This is a genomic window from Beggiatoa leptomitoformis (assembly GCF_001305575.3).
Classification (GTDB): domain Bacteria; phylum Pseudomonadota; class Gammaproteobacteria; order Beggiatoales; family Beggiatoaceae; genus Beggiatoa; species Beggiatoa leptomitoformis.
Window position 1 is genome coordinate 4,167,379 of sequence record NZ_CP012373.2, and the last position, 18,899, is coordinate 4,186,277.

17 protein-coding genes and 1 tRNA gene are annotated in these 18,899 nt (G+C 40.3%); 7 read left to right on the forward strand and 11 right to left on the reverse strand.

All coding sequences use genetic code 11. The annotated features are described in order from the left end of the window. Nucleotides 1–18: 18 nt before the first annotated feature. From AL038_RS17735 to trpC, 4 genes are read right to left on the reverse strand one after another with little or no spacing between them, the layout of a single operon-like run. Nucleotides 19–1,911 carry a tetratricopeptide repeat protein gene (locus AL038_RS17735; RefSeq protein ID WP_062155123.1) on the reverse strand — a complete coding sequence of 631 codons (1,893 nt, stop codon included), beginning with the start codon at nucleotides 1,909–1,911 and terminating at the stop codon, nucleotides 19–21. After that, complete coding sequence (locus tag AL038_RS17740; protein WP_062155125.1) at nucleotides 1,911–3,194, reverse strand: AAA family ATPase; 1,284 nt, start codon at nucleotides 3,192–3,194, stop codon at nucleotides 1,911–1,913. The genes AL038_RS17735 and AL038_RS17740 overlap by 1 nt, the downstream gene beginning before the upstream one ends. Nucleotides 3,195–3,214: 20 nt before the next feature. Further along, nucleotides 3,215–3,877 carry an MOSC domain-containing protein gene (locus tag AL038_RS17745; protein ID WP_062155127.1) on the reverse strand — a complete coding sequence of 221 codons (663 nt, stop codon included), beginning with the start codon at nucleotides 3,875–3,877 and terminating at the stop codon, nucleotides 3,215–3,217. A gap of 32 nt (nucleotides 3,878–3,909) precedes the next feature. After that, nucleotides 3,910–4,713 carry an indole-3-glycerol phosphate synthase TrpC gene (gene trpC / locus AL038_RS17750; RefSeq protein WP_062155129.1) on the reverse strand — a complete coding sequence of 268 codons (804 nt, stop codon included), beginning with the start codon at nucleotides 4,711–4,713 and terminating at the stop codon, nucleotides 3,910–3,912. A 205-nt stretch (nucleotides 4,714–4,918) separates the two neighbouring features. Between trpC and AL038_RS17755 the strand changes: the two genes are divergently transcribed. After that, entirely contained in the window at nucleotides 4,919–5,734 is an 816-nt protein-coding gene (locus AL038_RS17755) for an ABC transporter permease (RefSeq protein ID WP_062155131.1), read from the forward strand. A 2-nt stretch (nucleotides 5,735–5,736) separates the two neighbouring features. Then, nucleotides 5,737–6,459: a DUF1028 domain-containing protein gene (locus AL038_RS17760; RefSeq protein WP_062155133.1), complete on the forward strand. Its 723-nt coding sequence runs from the start codon at nucleotides 5,737–5,739 to the stop codon at nucleotides 6,457–6,459. Nucleotides 6,460–6,540: 81 nt separating this feature from the next. Here AL038_RS17760 and AL038_RS17765 read toward each other — a convergent pair whose 3' ends face one another. The 4 genes from AL038_RS17765 to AL038_RS17780 form a co-directional block, all read right to left on the reverse strand. Beyond that, a complete protein-coding gene (locus AL038_RS17765) occupies nucleotides 6,541–6,738 on the reverse strand; it encodes a hypothetical protein (protein ID WP_062155136.1) in 198 nt (65 codons plus the stop codon). Nucleotides 6,739–7,408: 670 nt separating this feature from the next. Then, the gene (locus AL038_RS17770) at nucleotides 7,409–8,206 is read right to left on the reverse strand and encodes an NUDIX domain-containing protein (RefSeq protein WP_161575477.1); all 798 of its coding nucleotides are present in this window, start codon (nucleotides 8,204–8,206) and stop codon (nucleotides 7,409–7,411) included. Between the two features lie 75 nt (nucleotides 8,207–8,281). After that, complete coding sequence (locus tag AL038_RS17775) at nucleotides 8,282–9,283, reverse strand: ADP-ribosylglycohydrolase family protein (protein ID WP_062155137.1); 1,002 nt, start codon at nucleotides 9,281–9,283, stop codon at nucleotides 8,282–8,284. 1 nt (nucleotide 9,284) lies between these two features. Further along, nucleotides 9,285–10,598, reverse strand: a complete 1,314-nt coding sequence (locus AL038_RS17780) for a sensor histidine kinase (RefSeq protein ID WP_083991583.1) — start codon at nucleotides 10,596–10,598, stop codon at nucleotides 9,285–9,287. A 189-nt stretch (nucleotides 10,599–10,787) separates the two neighbouring features. Between AL038_RS17780 and AL038_RS17785 the strand changes: the two genes are divergently transcribed. The 4 genes from AL038_RS17785 (at nucleotide 10,788) to AL038_RS17800 (ending at nucleotide 14,396) form a co-directional block, all read left to right on the forward strand. After that, nucleotides 10,788–11,156 (forward strand): 4a-hydroxytetrahydrobiopterin dehydratase, encoded by a 369-nt coding sequence (locus AL038_RS17785; protein WP_062155144.1) that lies wholly within the window; start codon nucleotides 10,788–10,790, stop codon nucleotides 11,154–11,156. 173 nt (nucleotides 11,157–11,329) lie between these two features. Further along, a tRNA-Leu gene (locus tag AL038_RS17790) sits at nucleotides 11,330–11,414 on the forward strand. Nucleotides 11,415–11,605: 191 nt separating this feature from the next. Then, the gene (locus AL038_RS17795; RefSeq protein ID WP_062155146.1) at nucleotides 11,606–13,597 is read left to right on the forward strand and encodes a CHASE2 domain-containing protein; all 1,992 of its coding nucleotides are present in this window, start codon (nucleotides 11,606–11,608) and stop codon (nucleotides 13,595–13,597) included. Between the two features lie 40 nt (nucleotides 13,598–13,637). Beyond that, entirely contained in the window at nucleotides 13,638–14,396 is a 759-nt protein-coding gene (locus AL038_RS17800; RefSeq protein ID WP_062155148.1) for a DUF928 domain-containing protein, read from the forward strand. Nucleotides 14,397–14,455: 59 nt separating this feature from the next. On the opposite strand, the gene AL038_RS17805 is transcribed toward AL038_RS17800, so the two are convergent. Continuing rightward, the gene (locus AL038_RS17805; RefSeq protein ID WP_062155150.1) at nucleotides 14,456–16,408 is read right to left on the reverse strand and encodes an acetoacetate--CoA ligase; all 1,953 of its coding nucleotides are present in this window, start codon (nucleotides 16,406–16,408) and stop codon (nucleotides 14,456–14,458) included. A gap of 112 nt (nucleotides 16,409–16,520) precedes the next feature. Between AL038_RS17805 and AL038_RS17810 the strand changes: the two genes are divergently transcribed. Next, nucleotides 16,521–16,973 carry a MaoC family dehydratase gene (locus AL038_RS17810; protein WP_201800108.1) on the forward strand — a complete coding sequence of 151 codons (453 nt, stop codon included), beginning with the start codon at nucleotides 16,521–16,523 and terminating at the stop codon, nucleotides 16,971–16,973. A gap of 16 nt (nucleotides 16,974–16,989) precedes the next feature. Here the strand turns inward: AL038_RS17810 and AL038_RS17815 are convergent, their stop codons facing one another. Beyond that, nucleotides 16,990–17,412: an OsmC family protein gene (locus AL038_RS17815; RefSeq protein ID WP_062155152.1), complete on the reverse strand. Its 423-nt coding sequence runs from the start codon at nucleotides 17,410–17,412 to the stop codon at nucleotides 16,990–16,992. Between the two features lie 116 nt (nucleotides 17,413–17,528). Next, nucleotides 17,529–18,713, reverse strand: a complete 1,185-nt coding sequence (locus AL038_RS17820; RefSeq protein WP_062155154.1) for a CaiB/BaiF CoA transferase family protein — start codon at nucleotides 18,711–18,713, stop codon at nucleotides 17,529–17,531. Between the last annotated feature and the right edge of the window lie 186 nt (nucleotides 18,714–18,899).

An 18,899-nucleotide genomic window follows, 5' to 3' on the forward strand; every position in this document is an offset into this window, starting at 1 on the left:
TTTGGGTGGTTTTTATATTTATTTTATTTCAATGGTTTGTTGTAACGTTATAAAGTCTATTTTATTTTGGAAGTAATCTATAAAGGCACGGGCAATATGTTGTTGTTCAGGTGTAAGTCGGTCAATGGCGGGTTGGGTAGTGCCAAAATCCCAAGTTATTTGAGTAGCAACTTGTTGGATAGCCGTTAAAATAGGTTGAATTGATTCTGTTGGTTGTGATAGCCATTGAAGAAAGGGGACAATAACAAACGTCTCATCGCTGGGTTTCAATAATGGTAAAACAACAGTTAGTCGTTGTTGCATCCGCACAAAATCTTGCTGTACTAGGGCAAGCTCAATATCAGTACATAAGAAGGGTAAAGAGCTAGGTTCAATAACCAATGCTTTTGCAATATTATCTTCTGCTTCACTTAATTTTCCCTGCTTCCATAATACACTCCCACGACCATTCCAAGCTAAAGCATCATCAGGTTTTAAGGCAATCGCTTTGTCATAACTTGCTATGGCTTCTTCATAGTGTCCTAACTTAGCAAGCGCAAACCCACGATTATCCCAAGCGAAAGCGTAATCAAGTTTTAAGGCAATCGCTTTGTCATAACTTGCTATGGCTTCTTCATAACGTCCTAAATTAGCCAGCATAATCCCACGATTACGCCAAGCGAAAGCGTAATCAGGTTTAAAGGCAATCGCTTTGTCATAACTTGCTATGGCTTCTTCATTGCGTCCTAAATTAGCAAGTGCATTCCCACGATTATTCCAAGCTAAAACATAATCAGGTTTAAAGGCAATCGCTTTGTCATAACTTGCTATGGCTTCTTCATTGCGTCCTAAATTAGCAAGTGCAAACCCATGATTATTCCAAGCTGAAGCATCATCAGGTTTAAAGGCAATCGCTTTGTCATAACTTGCTATGGCTTCTTCATTGCGTCCCAAATCATCCAGCACACTCCCACGATTGTACCAAGCTAAAGCATCATCAGGTTTAAAGGCAATCGCTTTGTCATAACTTGCTATGGCTTCTTCATAACGTCCTAAATTAACAAGTGCAGTCCCACGATTACGCCAAGCGAAGACATAATCAGGTTTTAAGGCAATCGCTTTGTCATAACTTGCTATGGCTTCTTCATTGCGTCCTAAATTAGCAAGTGCAACTCCACGATTACGCCAAGCGAAAGCATAATCAGGTTTAAAGGCAATCGCTTTGTCATAACTTGCTATGGCTTCTTCAGTCCGCGTTAAACTCTCTAATATTATGCCAATTTCCCGATGTAAAGTTGCTTTATTTTCATCATCTTGTTCGGGTTCTTCTAATAATTCAACTAGTTCTAATAACCGTGCTTGTTTTTCTATTTCAGAAAGTTGCAAATACACATCATAATCAATAGCCGTTTTCTCAGCGATTAATTGCGTTAAAAGGGTTTTTTCTGTTGCAAAATGAAAGAATCCACTGCGCCAATCAAAAAAATCGGGCGCGCGTCGGATAAAATATTTAATGCCAAATTTCGGCAAAATACACACAATGGCTAAATGTGGAAAATCTGATTTGATGATTTCTCTATCTAAATTCAATCGCCCTAAGACAGGCGGGACAGAATCTTCACGGTAATAATCACCTTCACCGCCATAACCCGCTTTAATATGTGGTGTAAATGACTGTTCTAATCCGACTAAAAACAACACTTCTAGCGTTTGATAATCTGCCAATTGTAAAATTAACTTGCGTAAATCAGGGATTTCTTCAGTTAATGATAAAACCTGCGTTTTTTTATTTCTTAACTCATCACTTAACCGCTTGATTAATAACTGACCTTGTGCGGGCGTACACTCAACAAAAAAAAAGCCAAAACCATCCAGCCACTGTAAAGCCCGCGACAAAGCCGTATATTCTCCAGCGTCTAATTCATTGAACATTATTCTATTATCTTCATCATTGCGGTTTTAAATTCTTCTATCTCTTCAATTAACGGGTGAATATCATGCCATGTTGTTTCATCATCATCTCGATATTCCAAAATGACGCGCCGAAATAATAAATCACGATAGTTTTTCTCGTCTTGGTCACGATGTACCTCAGCCAGTTTTTCCCATTCATGCGCGTCTATTGAACGCCGCATCGTATCGCGCATTTGTGCAATGGCTTTATCAACCGCTTTCGTTGACAAAGGAAAACTTGAGCTATATTCCAACGCTGTCCGCACTAACTGCACCAAATTTCGCGTATGTCCACCACTCATCAAGCATAAACGCTTTAAATCCGCCTCGTTTAAAAAATCGGTTAATGTTAGCGCGGCAACCTGCAAGCGTTTTTCAATCAGTTCACTCAAGGTTTTTAACCCACACTCACACAATTCTTTTGTGCCACGCTTACGAATGGTTATCATCGGCAAAATTTCTACCCGTTGTCCATAACGGTTTTCTAGTTCTACCGCACTGGTTGAATGCGCTAACGAAATTGGTACGGTATAAACCACATGACAGGCTAACCGTTTTAACTGTTCACTGCGGTCTATGAAAATTTCTTCTAAATTCGTCCGTCCTGTGCTTTCATCCGTCACCACTTTTACAATTTTATCCAAGCCATCCACAATCAAGACTAATTTATGGCTGTCGGGTTTTGCTAATCGAATAAATTCATTTAACGCTTCAACTAAAGTTACCGTATAAGGGTCTAATAAATCACGAATTTTACTGCGCACACTGGGGTTGACTTTAATCGTACTGCTTAATTCAGCAAACGCTAAAGGTAATTTCGCTTCTAACTCAAGGTTTAATTCTACTTGCGAATTTAAAAATTCTTTTATTCCATCCCATCGTTCTTTTAACCAATGATATAAAGGTTCTGTCGATTGTGCTTTTAAATCCTGTAATAAATAGCGCACACAAGCTAATAATACATCGGTATAACGCGCATCCTCTGGCTCTACATCCATGCCACCTGCGGAAAAATAAACCACTTGATAACCTAATTGACGTAACGCCTCAACCAAACGGTATAATTCTGTTGTTTTTCCTCCGCCCATGTGTCCCGAATATAATTGGCAAGTCATGGTTTTATCAGATAATTCAATACGATGGGCTAATTGTAAAACATCACTCCCACCACGTACTGCTTGAAAATCCACATATTTTTCATCTCCCGCAGGCAAGGGTTCAGGGCTAAACGTGTTATATAATTGTTTAAACTTGGAATCCATATATTGTCCTCAATCATTTTTTAGTGATGTTGCCCTAACCACACGGCGCGGTCTTTGAGACGCTGTTGCCATTGTGGTGCTAATCCAATGGCTAGACTGATGGATTCTATAATAGCAATGGCTGGGCGGTGTTCTAATACGCAATTCCAGAAATGGGCAAGGGTTAAATCCGCATTTGGACGTTCTACTAAGAGAAGTTTATCGCCTGCTTGTATGTATCCTGTCTGCAAAACGCGATAATACCAACCGGTAATATTTTGTTGTTGGATAAACATAGATATTTGTTCTAAACCAAATTTATGGTTAATTTTCCAACACGGGCTACGGGGTTGGCTAACTTGCAAGATGGCTTGACCGACTTGAAAAATATCGCCTATGCAGACGTTATTTTCATGTAAACCATCACTGGAGAAATTCTCGCCTAAACTCCCTGCTATAAATTGGTCGCTACAGTTAGGATACTGTTGTGCTAATAATGCGTAATTTTCGGCGGCGTAGTGATGAATTGCTTTTTCTGTCCCCCCATGTACGCGCTTGTCGGCTTGGTGGTCGCCTGTTAAGCCTAGCGGTGTAACGCTTATGCTATCGGTTACAGCGTGTTTATAAATACCTGTTAATTGTCCTTCAGGCGGTAATGGGCGGAGTGTGCCGATAAAAAGCTGTGTTAATGTTGCGTCGTTCATGGTTATAACCCATTACCAGAGAAGAAAATTAATTAGGCATAGAATAGGTGTTGCAAGGCTTCACCGGGGTCAACCGCACGCATAAAGGCTTCGCCAACAAGAAAGGTATCAACCCCCGCATCACGAAATAGTTTTACATCTTGTGGGGTATGAATGCCGCTTTCTGTCACGACAATACGTTCTTTAGGGATATGCGCTAGTAAATCTAATGTCGTTTCTAAATAGGTATTAAACGTGCGTAAATCCCTATTATTAATCCCGATTAATGTTGTGTTTAAGGGTAAAGCACGTTCTAATTCTTCACGGTCATGCACTTCAATCAGTACATCCATCCCTAAATGATAAGCTAGACCTGTTAAATCTTGTAGTTGTGCATCACCGAGGGCTGCAACAATGAGCAAAATGCAATCCGCACCAATTGCGCGAGCTTCATAAACTTGATAGGCATCAATAATAAAGTCTTTTCGTAAAGCGGGTAATGCACAGGCGGCTTTTGCTTGTTGTAAATATTCTTCCGCGCCTTGAAAAAAATCACGGTCAGTCAGGACAGATAAACAAGCCGCACCACTGCGTGCATAGCTTTTAGCAATTTCTTCAGGATAAAACTGGGGGCGTAAAATGCCTTTACTGGGTGAGGCTTTTTTTATCTCGGCAATAACGGCTGCTTGTTGAACGCGCAAACGGGCTTCAATGGCCGCGATAAAATCGCGTGGTGCAGCAGCATCAGTGGCAATTTGGCTTAATTTTTTTAAAGACGTTTTTTCAGCACGTTCAATGATTTCTTCGGTTTTACGCTGGAGAATTTTTTTTAAAATATCAGGAATATGACTGGACATGAGTGTTATTAAAAAATAAAAGAAAGTGAATGAAAGTGTAGTTTACCCGCTTTTAAGGTGTAACTTAACCTGTGTTCGATGTAACAATCTCTTGTTGAAAAAATTAATAAAGAATGGGGATGAATAATGGATAACGCAGTATTATCTGTGCTGCTTTTGCAAATGGTTGACTAAAATTTATCAAACTAAATTAAGAGTATTTACAATGACATTAAGCCATGCTTTACAAGCCTTAACAGCAGTTGCAAGTCGGGAAGTGATTAAGTTTCTCTCGCAAACAGGACGCTTATTCTCAGCATTAGTGCGTCCTACATTGTGGTTAGTCGTGTTTTCCGCAGGGTTTCAAAACGTGTTTGGGGTTTCCATTATTCCACCTTATGACACTTATATTGAGTATCAGGTATATGTTGTTCCCGGATTATTAGGCATAACATTGTTATTTAATGGCATGAATTCATCTTTATCAATGGTTTATGATAAGGAAATGGGAATGATGCGTTTATTATTAACAGCACCATTGCCGCGTTGGTATTTATTATTCTGTAAGTTATGCGCTGGAACATTGTTATCAGTATTACAATCTTATACTTTTTTAATAATTACGTATGCTTATGGTGTAGATATCCCATTAAGTGGTTGGTTATATATTTTTCTGCCCTTAACATTGAGTGGCATGATGTTGGGTGCGCTTGGGTTGCTTTTATCTGTCCATATTAAGCAGTTAGAGAATTTTGCAGGAACAATCAATTTCGTGATTTTCCCCATGTTTTTTATCTCTTCTGCCTTATACCCTTTATGGAAGCTAGAAGAATCGGGCGCGGTCTGGGTACATTGGTTAGCAATGTATAATCCTTTCACCCATGCAATTGAATTAATTCGTTTTGCTTTATATGGGCAGTTTAATGGGGTGTCGTTTATGGTTGTGTTAGGGGCATTTGTACTCTTTTTTACCCTTGCGATTTTTGGTTATGACCCGCAACGGGGGATATTACGCAAAGCAGGTCGCCCAGCAACTGCATAATCATGTATTTATCCACTTTTTCTATTACTGCCCGTTGTGCAGAAACAGGGATGTTAGGCGTTGCAATGTGTACTGCAATCCCTGCCATTGGTGGGCTTGCTATACGCGCACAAGCAGGCGTTGGAGCAATTGCAACACAGGCAAAATTAAATCCTTATTTAGGCATTATCGGGCTTGAACAATTAGCAAAGGGTGGAACAGCCGATGCAGTTTTACAAATGTTAGCGGCAGTTGACCCGTTATTTAATACACGCCAAATAGCAATAGTTGACGCAAAAGGAAACGCAATCGCACATACAGGAAAAGCGTGTTTTGCGTGGTGTGGGCAAGTTTGTGGGGCTGGTTTTGTGATTGTCGCGAATATGATGCAGGATGCGAGTACTGTTGCGGAGATGGAGCAGGTTTTTTTAGCAGAAACAAGCCTTTCTTTGCCTGAACGTTTGTTACGCGCTTTAATGGCGGGTGATGCGACAGGTGGCGATTATCGTGGACGACAATCTGCTTGTTTATATGTTGTGCATCAAGAAAGTTATCCTTATCTTGATTTACGGGTTGATGAACATCAAACGCCCGTTATGGAATTACAGCGTATTTTTGCTGTTTGGCAACGTCAATTATTGCCATTAATGGCGATGTTACCAACGCGCGAGAATCCCGCAGGAAAACTACCAACAGGTGAACATCCTTATTTTATAATGATGCGGAAACCTGTAGCGGAACGTTGAGAGCAGGTGAGAGCGGAAAGGATGGAAAATGCAACGGCTTCTCATAAAAACAAGGATAACAGAGAAGCCGTTTTTTATTGCTTAATGGTTATGATTAACAACTTGATCATAGTCGTCTATATCAGACCACACGCAACGCATGGCATCTTCTAAACGGGCATGGCTGGTGCTGGCAGAACCAACGGTTACACACCACTCGTCACTTTCGGGTATAAAATGAACCGAAAAAGGTTTACCTGTTTTTTGCAGATAAACGGCTAGTTGTTGATTGAGTTGCATGATAACTTCCCCTTAGATAATAACTTAGTGAACACTCCTGTTGCCATCCTCGTTTATTCATTTTTAATTTTTATTCTGCAATCTGGATTCTACAATTTTTATATGACCGTTTTGTGACAAAAAATATTTATTCTAAATTAGATAGATAATGTTGATAATCTAAATCTGGTGGGGATAAATATAATCGTTGTCTGTATCAGGACTTTCAGTATTAATTGGTGGAAAAACGATGGCGTTGATAAGTTTAGCTTTTGCTCGTTACCAAGCTCTGCTTGGTAATGCCTGCCTTGCAAGCTCCGCTTGCCGAGTACAAGCGGACTTAAGCGTGGGGCGTTCAAGTACCTGAATAGGCATTACCAAGTGAAACTTGGCAACGAGCAATAGATAATGTTGATAATCTAAATCTGGTGGGGATAAATATAATCGTTGTCTGTATCAGGACTTTCAGTATTAATTGGTGGAAAAACGATGGCGTTGATAAGTTTAGCTTTCTGTTAATTCTAAGCGTTTTTATTCAGACAAAAAATCTTAGGACAGTTGCAAACAGTAAATTGCTTGTGAAAATATGAAGTAGAGAAGGGAAGTTAATGGGTAACGAGTCCGTTACCCTACTATGATGCAATCAAGCTACAGCGGACATTTATTAAGAAAGGGTTGACGCATTGTATTTTTACAACATTGTAATGATATTTAACGGGTATCTAACACCGTTTAGGTAATCATCAATTGCACGTAATACCATGGGGCTACGTAACGGTTGTTCAATAATTTCCTCGCGCGTCATCCATACAGTACGAATAATTTCTTTATCTAAGGGGAGATCGGGCGAATAGTCATGATGCTTACCACAAAAGACAATACGTAAATAGGTTGTGTCATTGAGAGGATTGGTGTATTGATAAATACCTATAATTTCTGTTGGCGTAAAATGCCATGCGGTTTCTTCTAATGTTTCACGAATAACGGCATTCGTAATACTTTCTGATTTATCCAAATGTCCTGCGGGCTGGTTAAAAACCGCCATGCCATTAACATCTTCTTCAACCAGTAAAAACCGTCCTTCCGTTTCAATCACTGCGGCAACAGTAATATGTGGCAGCCAAAATGTTTGTTCTTCTTCTTGTTGTTCTAATTGGGCATACAGTTTTTCCACCAGAAACACGGTATCAACAGCCGTTTCTGCGGACTGTAAAAATTCTACACCAATATCATATTGGTCAGACTCAATATAGCGACACCAAACGACGCGCCCATAAACCTTAAGTAAATCACTAGAAAAATCATAGGGCAATGGAAAACTAATTGTGACAGTCTTACCATCTTCCCAAGGATTTTCTGATTTGAATGCCAGTCCACCAGAACTGACATTGCTTAAAAATTGTAGGTTAGTCAACGATTCATCTATCAATGAAACGGTGATGGGAATTGCCGCTGAATGTCTTAGGTATTTTCTATGCTCCATACTCATTGCTTTCCTCTCCATTTATAATATTCACGGTTATTTTATGCCTAAATAATCGTAAAACCAAATGGTATGAATAGTTTAACTCGGGTACTGTCTTTGCCATGCCAAGGTTGCCAATTGCGTAGCGTAATCAGTGATGCGCTTACGGTGTGCCAGTTTTGCAAGCCAATCGGGGCGAATGGCTGTTTCACCGTAAAATGCACCAGCTAGTTGTCCGTAAATCGCGCCTGTTGTGTCAGCATCATCCCCTAAATTCACGGCTTTAAGTACGCCATCAGTATATGTTTCTGTGTGATAAAACGCCCATAGTGCTGCCTCTAGCGAATTCACAACATAACCTGTTCCGCGTATGTAGCGGTTATTCTCTATTTCGCTCCAATGTTTTACGACAGAGGGAGGCGGTGGTATTTTTTGTTTGTAACTTCCACAAGCAATTGCATCAATTTCAGGTGCTAATGGATAAGTATGCCAATAATCAGCCAGTGGACAGTAGCGCGTACTCAGCAATGTTGTTTTGCTTTCTCCTTGTAGTGCGCCAATAAGTAAGCCCGCAAAAAATCGACACGCATCAACTGCTGTACGTGTCGCATGGGTTGTTTGCGAGCTGTTAGCTGCATATTGTATTGCATTTAAGGGGTTATAAGCATAAAACAGTGGAACAGGCGCAAGCCGCATGAGTGAACCATTACCAGCGGCTTGTATATCGGTTAGTCCACAATAAGGTTCGCGGGTTTTCTCAAACGTTTTGAGTGCGTTTAATACGGTGTTGCCAATATCAAAACATTTGTCTGTACTGCTCAAATGTCCTTGTTGATACCAGAGCAAATACCGTTCCATTTGGTCAACAGGGTCAAAGGCTTGTTTTGTTATTAAGCTTTCTGCTAGACACAGTGCCATTGATGTATCATCTGTCCATTGTCCCGCCGTCAGTTCAAAAAAACCGCCCCCTATCATATCGGTGAGCGGAGAAAAACTGTGAGGTGCTTGAAATTCCACACTTGTTCCTAGTGCATCGCCAACAGCAAGCCCAAGCAAGCAACCTGTATAAGCTTTTAAACCATAGGGTTGTGAATGTGTCATGTTAGTGAGAAGATTGGCTGGCAAGCGGTAAGGTAAAGTAGAAGCGACTGCCTTCCCCTTGTACGCTTTCTACACCCGCATTGCCTCCCAATTTGTTGGTAATTCGTCGCACGATAGAAAGTCCTAAACCATGCCCTTCATTACGCTGCCTATCTCGTTCTAATCGAGAAAACTGGCGAAATAGCTTTGCCGTTTCTTCAACAGACATTCCACGTCCATTATCTTTAACCCAAAATTCAACAAAATTGTTTGGTTTCAGCGTTGTCCCAATTTCTAATAAAGGCGGATGTCCACCATATTTAAGCCCATTGGTTAAGTAATTCATCCAAATTTCTTCAATCCAATCGGCATAACCAATGACTAGCGGAAACTGTTCAGGGATGGTTAATTTTCCTTGAAATTGTTCAATCATTGGCATTAAACGCCCTTCTACGGCGGTAATAACCGTTTTCATGTCAATCTTATCCAGTTGAATATGCTGTTTTTCTACGGTGGCCAGTAGTAATAAAGAATGGATAATTTCGACGGATTTTTTCCCAGATTTTATAATAATTTCAAATGATTTATTGAGAATTTCCCGTCGTGGGTCATCTTGCATTTCTTCCATTTCTTCAATCCCTAGTTCAGCAAAACCGATAATGGCATTAATGGGATTTTTTAAATCATGGGCAACCGTATGTGCAAAAGCCTCTAGTTCACTATTTTTCTCTAGTAAATTACGGTTTGCCTCCTCCGCTTGAATTTCCAACCCGATAATATTCCGTGATAGAAAATAGTTTAAAATCAATGCACAGATAATACAGAGCAACATAATCAGCGAAAGATTTAAAACAGCTTGTTGTGTAATATTGTCATAGCGTTCGGTTGATAAGCCTATTGTCAAGATTGCAACGGGAACATCACCTTGATAACCCGGCATAGAAAATTTAAATTTATTATTTTTTTTAATGGGGTAACTGGCTTGTACAAATCCCGATGACGCTGAAATATTTCCCGCGCTTCCTAATTCGTTTCCAACGATATCCGTCACAACAATATGGTGTAACCGTTTGGTATTTACCAACTCCTCTAAATAGCTGGGCATTTTATTATGAATATTCAACACCACAAGTGCTTGTAGAATATTATCTTGCGAAATAGTTTCTGCTAGATATTCCACCGAATCTTGTGCTTCAGTATTTAAAATTCGTGAGAAATATAGAATAGAAAATAAGGTTGTTGAACTGGCTGTTACGAAAGCAATTACTAAGAATGCTAACGGTAACTTATACTTGATACTCATCATCAGTTTCCCCGAAAAAATATTTATATTCATGCTGTTGTCATTTTTTTAGGTGTATTTAAGCAAATTTTATGACATAAACAACATGAATGATTTTTGTTACATCTCTTTATTGTAAGAGAAACTTTTTAAAAATTGTCACTTTCTACAACTTGTTTTTTGTAATTAGATTTATATAAAAGAAGCCATACGCTGACAACTTGATAAAACAGGAGTTATGTGATGAAAGAAGAACAACGTGTATATAGTCCCGATGAAGTCGGACAAAAGCTAGCAACAGAACTCCCACATTGGCATTATGAAGAGGGTTGGATTCGGCGTAAATACAAAACCAGTGGCTGGAAAGGAACGCTAATGGTGATTAATACTGTCGGACATCTCGCTGAAGCAGCATGGCATCACCCCGATTTAAGTGCATCTTATGCATTTGTTATTGTTAAGTTAATGACGCATTCTGCAAAGGGAATTACAGATAAAGATTTTTCACTGGCGAAAAAGATTGAAGAAGTTATCTTATGGCAACCTGATGATGGTATTTTAGAAGGCACGCCCGACGACCCAAGATTTAAATATATAAAATATAAAGAGTAATATTAGTAATCTTATTTTTCAATCAGGCATTTAATGCTTCAAATGCTTGATTACAAGTGGGGATGCAATTTGTTGCAGATGAATGAAGTGTACAGATGATGCTATACAAATAAAATCACTCCCGTTATAATGCGCGCTTATTTTGACTGTTTGCTGTAAAACATTTCTTAAATGCCGATGTGGTGGAATTGGTAGACACGCCATCTTGAGGTGGTGGTGGCTCATGCTGTGCCGGTTCGAGTCCGGCCATCGGCACCATTTTTAACTCTCCCCTATTTTATCAATCTAATAAATCGTTAATTACAGTCTAACCAATAGACTGTGCTAGTATGTGATACGATTTGTTACTGAATGCCTTGGGATAATCTTCTTTATCTCCGTTTAAAGCCTGTTTGTTCCTTGTTAAGCATTCCTCTTTAGAATTCCCATTTCAAAGCACATCAATCACGATGGCACAAAAACTAAATTTTTTCATTAAAAAACCACTGCTTATTGCTGTTTTGATAGGGCATTTGGTGTTTCTGATTGTGCTGGCTGCTCGTCTGTTCGGTGTTTTGCAACCATTAGAATTATATTATTACGATTTAATGTTATGGACACGCGCAACGTTAAATAGAACCGCTGAAAAAACAGCAGACCCACGGATTACCCTAGTTTGGCTAACCGATGAAGACCAACGCAATTGGGGCTGGCCCATGCCCGATAAGCAATTATCTGATGCGTTAGGTATTATTATCGAAGCACAGCCCCGCACGATAGGCTTAGATATTTACCGTGATTTACCCGTACCTTATGAAAAAGGTGCAGATTATGAACGCCTACAAACAATTTTAAAAAATAATAAAAATATTATTGCCATTAAAAAATACAAAAATGAACAAGGGGTTCATGTTGACCCGCCGCCTATTTTGCAAGGAACAGATCAAGTTGCGTTTAATGATTTGCCCATAGATTCAGGTGGGGTTGTCCGTCGTGGGCTACTCTACATTGTTGATGAATTTGGCGAATTGCATGAAGCCTTTAGTATGAAGATTGCACGCTACTATTTAGCAAAACAAGGTATTTATACGGAGGGAGACGCATCAGACCCAAGTGTCGTAGTCATTAATGGCACACGCCTTGTTCCACTTGCCCCTAATTATGGCGGTTATGTTGATGGGGACACGTTGGGTTGGCAAATTATGCTTACCTATCCCTTTGCATTGGCGCAATTTAACGATGTAACCCTTTCTGATGTACTCAATCGACAATTTGACCCTAACTTATTCACCGATAAGATAGTCATTATCGGGATTCGCGCAGAAGCAACGCCCGACTTTCTCTTTCCTGCTTATGGACGGTTTATTGATGGCGACCAACGTGTACCCGGTGCATTGATTCACGGCTACATCACCAGCCAACTATTACAAATGGCACTACATGAATCGCCCCCCATGTCTAGTTGGACAGAATGGCAAGAAGTCATTTGGATTTGGATTTGGACAATTACAGGGACTTTCTTTTGTTTGTGGACATACAGCCTATCTAAAATTAGTTTTTCCCTTGTGGGCGGTTTACTCCTATTGGTAACAATTACCTACGTTTGTTTTACCCATTTTATTTGGGTCTTACTCGTCACCCCTGCGGCTGGCTGGATAATCGGACACTTAAGCATGTTTCGCTACCTCTCGCAACGAGAAAAAGAAAACCGCGACATGCTGATGCAAATCTTTTCAAAACACGTTTCAAAAGACGTTGCTGAAGCCATTTGGCGGCAACGTGAACATTATCTCAGTGCAGGACGTTTAGTTACACAACGTCTAACCGCAACTGTCCTCTTTACAGATTTACAAAATTTCACCACCGTTTCTGAACGCATGGAACCACAAGCCTTGATGGATTGGCTTAATCAATACATGGAAGCAATGGTTTCTGTGGTTGAAAAACATAATGGCCAAGTCAATAAATTTATAGGTGATGCCATTATGGCTGTGTTTGGTGTGCCATTTCCGCGCGAATCCACCGCAGAAATTAGACAAGACGCGATTAATGCTGTGGAATGTGCCTTAGAAATGCGCCAAGAAATTGAAAAATTACGCTGTATTTGGCACGAACAAGGACTGCCACAAATTCGTATGCGGGTAGGCATTTTCACAGGACACCTAGTTGCAGGTAGTCTAGGCGCGGTAGATCGTCAGGAATACACCGTTATAGGTGACACCGTCAACACCGCTTCACGCCTAGAAAGTTTTGATAAATCGATTGATGCAGAAAGCGACTGTCGAATTTTAATTGGCGAGCCAACACTGAATTACTTGAATAATCAATTTAAAACTGAGCGAGTGGACGATGTACACTTAAAAGGCAAAGAATTAATGATTACAGTTTATCGAGTTATAGGGCGAATAGACACTATGTCAATAGAGGAAAGTCCGCAAGACAAAGTGACAAACGGATCATAAACTACTTATAACAAAATAAAGTTACATAGGAGTAAATCTCATGCTAGTAAAAAAATCGGTACTGCTGGGTGTTGCTGCCAGTTTAAGTTTAACCCTGTTCACAGGACATCATCACCTGATTCGTGATGTTATTGCTGATGAAGTTGTCCCCATGTATAAACCCACGTTGGCAGCCGGTGCGCCGACTCGTCGTGTTGGTGGGGGAACACGTGCCGCTAAACTCACCAACCTGCCAGAAAATCTTATTCTTGCTGTTGTTTCTCCACAATCAACGGGCTATACAACAAGCGCGCAACCTGTTTTATACTGGTCTTTATCTAGCACCATTGATGCCCCGCTCGAAATTACCCTTGATTATGTCGACCAAGCGATGTCAGGGAATAACTACGAACCCTTGTTACAAACCCAAATAGCCAAAGCCGAAGCGGGTATTTATGGCATTAGCCTAGGGGCGCATAAACTAAGTTTGAAACCCAATGTAGAATACAAATGGTCGGTTTCTATTCCAACGGGTAATCCCGCTAATGATGTCGTTTCTTTCGGCACGATTATGTTGTTAGACAAACCAGCAGGATTAGCGGATAAATTAGCGAAAGCGGATGACAAACAACGCCCGCTTATTTATGCCGAAGCAGGCTTATGGTACGACGCAGTCACCGAGTTTGAAGCCTTGTTAAAAAAATATCCTGATGACACAGAATTACGTGATAAACGGAATCTGTTGTTAGAAGAAGTAAATCTAAAAGTTGGTAAGACAGGTGCTATTGATGTCGTTGTTGGGGAAGCACGTAAGAGCTAATCTAATCGTGATAATTAAGGGACGAATATATTCATTCGCCCCTTAACCTTAACAAAATGCTATTTGTTTAACAGTGCTAAATTAGCAAATAAGTCTAACGCCTCTGGATTTGCAAGGGCTTCTCTATTCTTTACAGGCAACCCATGCACCACATTACGCACCGCTAACTCAACAATTTTGCCACTTTTAGTTCTTGGAATATCTGCAACTTGCACAATTTTTGCGGGAACATGGCGAGGGGTGGTGTTCTGCCGAATATACTGCTTTATACGTTCCCTCAAAACATCATCTAACACAAGCCCTGTTTGTAAACGCACAAATAAAACCACCCGCACATCATCTGCCCATGTTTGTCCAATCACTAAACTTTCTAAAATTTCAGGTAATTGTTCAACTTGACGATAAATTTCAGCCGTACCAATTCGAACCCCACCGGGATTTAAAACCGCATCAGAACGCCCATAAATAATAATTCCATCATGTGCGGTCAACTCGGCATAATCACCATGACACCAAACATTAGGAAACCGCTCAAAATAAGCAGCATGATATTTTTCCCCTTGTGGGTCATTCCAAAAATAAATGGGCATAGCAGGAAAAGGTTTTGTACACACCAACTCGCCTTTTTGCGCCCGCAATGCTTGCCCTGCATCATCAAAAATTTCTACGGCTAACCCCAAACCGCGACACTGCAACTCGCCACGCCAAACAGGTAACACAGGATTACCCAACGCAAAACAAGACACAATATCCGTCCCGCCCGAAATAGAAGACAGTTGCACATCCGCCTTAATTGCGTGATAAACAAAATCAAAACTTTCTGGTAACAGCGGCGAGCCTGTGGACAATATCGCCCGTAAACACTGCAAGTTATGTGTCTTATTAGGAACAATTCCCTGCTTATTTAATGCGTCAATAAATTTTGCCGATGTTCCAAAGACCGTTATTTTTTCTTGCTCGACATAATCAAACAACGTTTGCCCTGTCGGATAAAACGGTGAACCATCGTATAACAACACCGTTGCCTGTGCAGCTAAGGCAGATACCAACCAATTCCACATCATCCAACCGCAGGTTGTAAAATAAAAAACTCGGTCATTGGGTTTTATATCTGTATGTAATACATGTTCTTTTAAATGTTGTAATAACGTGCCACCCGCACCATGCACGATACATTTTGGCACGCCTGTTGTGCCAGAAGAATATAAAATGTACAAAGGATGATTAAACGGTAAACGATTAAATTCAATTGTATCAGCAGTGTAACCCGCAACATAGCTTGAGTACAATGTCGTTTTATTAAGATGCCCAATAGCAGGTAATTGATTAACATAAGGAATAACAATAACCCGTTCAATAGAAGAAATTGCTTGCGTTATTTTAGGGAGATTTCCTAAAGAATCATGCGGTTTACCATTATAAAAATAGCCATCTGCCGTTAATAAAATTTTCGGTTCAATCTGTCCGAATCGATCAATCAATCCTTGCGCGCCAAAATCAGGCGAACAAGATGACCAAACCGCGCCAATACTGCTCGTTGCCAACATCGCAATAATCGCTTCAGGCATATTAGGCAAATATCCTGCAACTCTATCCCCTGCTTGCACACCATCTGCACGTAAGGCCTGCGCTAGAACAGAAACTTCGGCATAAAGGTCTTGATAACTCAAGCGACGCTTAACTTGGTTTTCTCCCCAAAACACCAATGCATCTGCGGAATCTTGACGACGGAGCAAGTTTTCAGCGAAATTTAAACGGGCTTGTGGAAACCAACGCGCGCCAAACATGGGATATTGATGATTTAATACAACATCACCTTGTGTTTCTGCAATTAAATTAGTAAACGTCCACAATGACTGCCAAAATTGTGTGGGTTGCTCAATGGACCATTGATATAACGCAGAATAATCCATCAGTTGCAATTGCCACTGTTGATTAACGGCATGACGAAATGTGGTTACATTAGCGTTATCAATCGCCTCAGTTGTTGGATTCCATAATAAATTAGTCATGTACCCTCCTTATTATTTTGTATTTTTATCAGCCTACTTTGCTGTAATTGATTTATCCAGACATCAGTCATATATCACGCTAATTATCTTTTATGCAACAGGAAAAAATGCAATGACAATACTATTTTTTGAGGACTTTCAAGTAGGTAATCGATTTGAATCTGAAAAACTGACATTGACAGAAGAGGCCGTTATTGCATTTGGTCAACAATTTGACCCGCAATATTTCCATACAGATAAAATACAAGCTAAAGATAGTTTTTTTAATGGATTAGCAGCAAGCGGCTGGCATACCAGTGCATTAACTATGCGTTTAGTTGTCAGCAGTCCTATTGGTAAAATTGCAAATGGGGTGATTGGCTTAGGCGTAGATGAATTACGTTGGTTTATGCCAACTTATCCCGGAGATACATTGCGCGTGGTGATTGAAGTGCTAGAAACCAAAGCCTCACAATCGAAACAAGGATGGGGAGTGGTAAAAATGCGTTGGCAGACATATAACCAACGGGATGAAATTGCGGCTAGTTTGGTAACGCCGTTATGGGTTAAACGGCGCACCGAATAATTCAAAAATGCGTATGTTATTCACTAACTGCCATCGCTAGATTCTCCGTAACTTGTGCATCAACGGTGATGGTGGGTGGGTCTGCTAAGACTTTTTTCACGCTACATTCGTTTGTTGCCCGCACAAGGGCAGATAAATATTTTTGGGGAAAAGTCTGTGGAACATGAATTATCATGCTGATGTCGGTTAAACGATGGCTAACAGGGTCACGGTTGCTATGCAGGGTTAAACGAATCTCGTCGGTAACAAGCTGGCGAGATTGGCAAAAACGGAGAACAAAAAAGCCTGCACAAGCAGCAAGACTGCTAAGAAAATAGGAAAAAGGATCGGGTGCGATACCTTGTCCACCGTTTTCTATGGGTTGGTCGGTTTGCACGGTAAAGCCATCAAATTGTGTGATAACTTGTAACCCTTCGCCAAAATGTACATTAATATCCATACCGTTGTCCTCATGTGTAACACATCTAATCAGTATATTAGTATATAGTAATATATATAAATGTGCCACACGATGACCGACATCAGAAAAATACTAATAAATTCAAACTAATAATCTTAAATCACACCCGTCGTTTTAAGTTGAATAATCTCAGCTTCGCTATAACCTAATGTACGCAAAACCTCTTGATTATGTTCGCCTTGTAATGGTGCATGTCGGTCGATACTAAACGCATATTCACTAAACTTTAATGGAAAAGCGAATTGCTTTACTGTCCCTTCAGTTGGATGTTGTGCATGAATAAAAACGCCACGGGCTTGGATTTGTGGGTCGGCTAAACTTTCTTCAAAGGTTAAAATCGGCGTAACACCACAGTCAACGGTTGCTAATTTATCTGTCCAATATTGTTGTGTTTGTGATGCAAATAAGTCGGTGAGTGCTTGTTGTAGTTGCGTTGCTGTGTGACCTGTTGACCATGCTAAACCTAACCAATCAGGGCGTTGTATTGCTTGACAAAAGGCTTGCCAAAATTTGGGTTCTAATGCACCCATTGCCATGTAGCGATTATCAGCCGTTGCATAAATACGGTAGTTAGGTAAGCGACCCGTGAGCATATCTTCACCACGTGGGCTCGTTTTTGTCTCACGCACATAGGTTGATAATGCGGCAACCGTGTGTACTAAGGTGCAATCAGTCATAGAAACATCGATATAAGTTCCCTTACCTGTTTTTTGCACTGCATATAATGCGGCTAAAATACCCATTGCTGCGCTGAGTGTACCGCCTGCTAAATCAGCAATTTGAAAATTAGACATTGCAGGGGCTTCGCCCGCTAAACCCGTTTGGTCAACAACACCACTATAACCGCAATAATTTAAATCATGCCCCGCTTTATCACGATAAGGTCCTGTTTGTCCGTAGCCTGTAATGGCACAATAAACAATACGTGGATTAATCGCTTTTATCGTGTCATAACCAATTCCTAATTTATCTACCACTTGTGGGCGAAAACTTTCAATAATCACATCTGCCGTTTTTGCCAATTGTAGAAAAATGTCGCGTCCCTTTTCTTGACGCAAATCAAGGGTAATACCGCGTTTATTACGATTGACTGCGAGAAAATAGCCTGAGTTTTTAGGTTTTTCCACACCCATCCAGCGTGCATAATCCCCTTCGCCCGTGTCTTCAATTTTAATCACATCCGCCCCCATATCTGCTAGATGTAAAGTACACATAGGGCCGGGTAATAAGCGCGTTAAATCTAATACACGCACACCATTAAGTGGTTTATTTTGTAGCATTATGATTAGGCTTCCTTTGACAGTGCGTAAATGCACCTGATAGGCATTTAATGTATTTATAGAGAGGGTTAAATAATAGCTATTTCTTTAAATTTAACAAGGGATACAATGATATTCAGCAATATGTGTAGTTGTTTTGCTGATGATTTGGCAGGGAATTGAGAGGGAGATAAAAATTGCTTAACG

What these genes read in the sequence shown, in the direction of transcription:
- AL038_RS17795 (WP_062155146.1), top strand. Translation starts at nt 11,606, where the DNA reads ATGGCACAAAAACTAAATTTTTTCATTAAAAAACCACTGCTTATTGCT.
- AL038_RS17805 (WP_062155150.1), bottom strand. Translation starts at nt 16,408, where the DNA reads ATGACTAATTTATTATGGAATCCAACAACTGAGGCGATTGATAACGCT.
- AL038_RS17810 (WP_201800108.1), top strand. Translation starts at nt 16,521, where the DNA reads ATGACAATACTATTTTTTGAGGACTTTCAAGTAGGTAATCGATTTGAA.
- trpC (WP_062155129.1), bottom strand. Translation starts at nt 4,713, where the DNA reads ATGTCCAGTCATATTCCTGATATTTTAAAAAAAATTCTCCAGCGTAAA.
- AL038_RS17760 (WP_062155133.1), top strand. Translation starts at nt 5,737, where the DNA reads ATGTATTTATCCACTTTTTCTATTACTGCCCGTTGTGCAGAAACAGGG.
- AL038_RS17740 (WP_062155125.1), bottom strand. Translation starts at nt 3,194, where the DNA reads ATGGATTCCAAGTTTAAACAATTATATAACACGTTTAGCCCTGAACCC.
- AL038_RS17785 (WP_062155144.1), top strand. Translation starts at nt 10,788, where the DNA reads ATGAAAGAAGAACAACGTGTATATAGTCCCGATGAAGTCGGACAAAAG.
- AL038_RS17770 (WP_161575477.1), bottom strand. Translation starts at nt 8,206, where the DNA reads ATGAGTATGGAGCATAGAAAATACCTAAGACATTCAGCGGCAATTCCC.
- AL038_RS17780 (WP_083991583.1), bottom strand. Translation starts at nt 10,598, where the DNA reads ATGAATATAAATATTTTTTCGGGGAAACTGATGATGAGTATCAAGTAT.
- AL038_RS17765 (WP_062155136.1), bottom strand. Translation starts at nt 6,738, where the DNA reads ATGCAACTCAATCAACAACTAGCCGTTTATCTGCAAAAAACAGGTAAA.
- AL038_RS17815 (WP_062155152.1), bottom strand. Translation starts at nt 17,412, where the DNA reads ATGGATATTAATGTACATTTTGGCGAAGGGTTACAAGTTATCACACAA.
- AL038_RS17735 (WP_062155123.1), bottom strand. Translation starts at nt 1,911, where the DNA reads ATGTTCAATGAATTAGACGCTGGAGAATATACGGCTTTGTCGCGGGCT.
- AL038_RS17800 (WP_062155148.1), top strand. Translation starts at nt 13,638, where the DNA reads ATGCTAGTAAAAAAATCGGTACTGCTGGGTGTTGCTGCCAGTTTAAGT.
- AL038_RS17775 (WP_062155137.1), bottom strand. Translation starts at nt 9,283, where the DNA reads ATGACACATTCACAACCCTATGGTTTAAAAGCTTATACAGGTTGCTTG.
- AL038_RS17755 (WP_062155131.1), top strand. Translation starts at nt 4,919, where the DNA reads ATGACATTAAGCCATGCTTTACAAGCCTTAACAGCAGTTGCAAGTCGG.
- AL038_RS17820 (WP_062155154.1), bottom strand. Translation starts at nt 18,713, where the DNA reads ATGCTACAAAATAAACCACTTAATGGTGTGCGTGTATTAGATTTAACG.
- AL038_RS17745 (WP_062155127.1), bottom strand. Translation starts at nt 3,877, where the DNA reads ATGAACGACGCAACATTAACACAGCTTTTTATCGGCACACTCCGCCCA.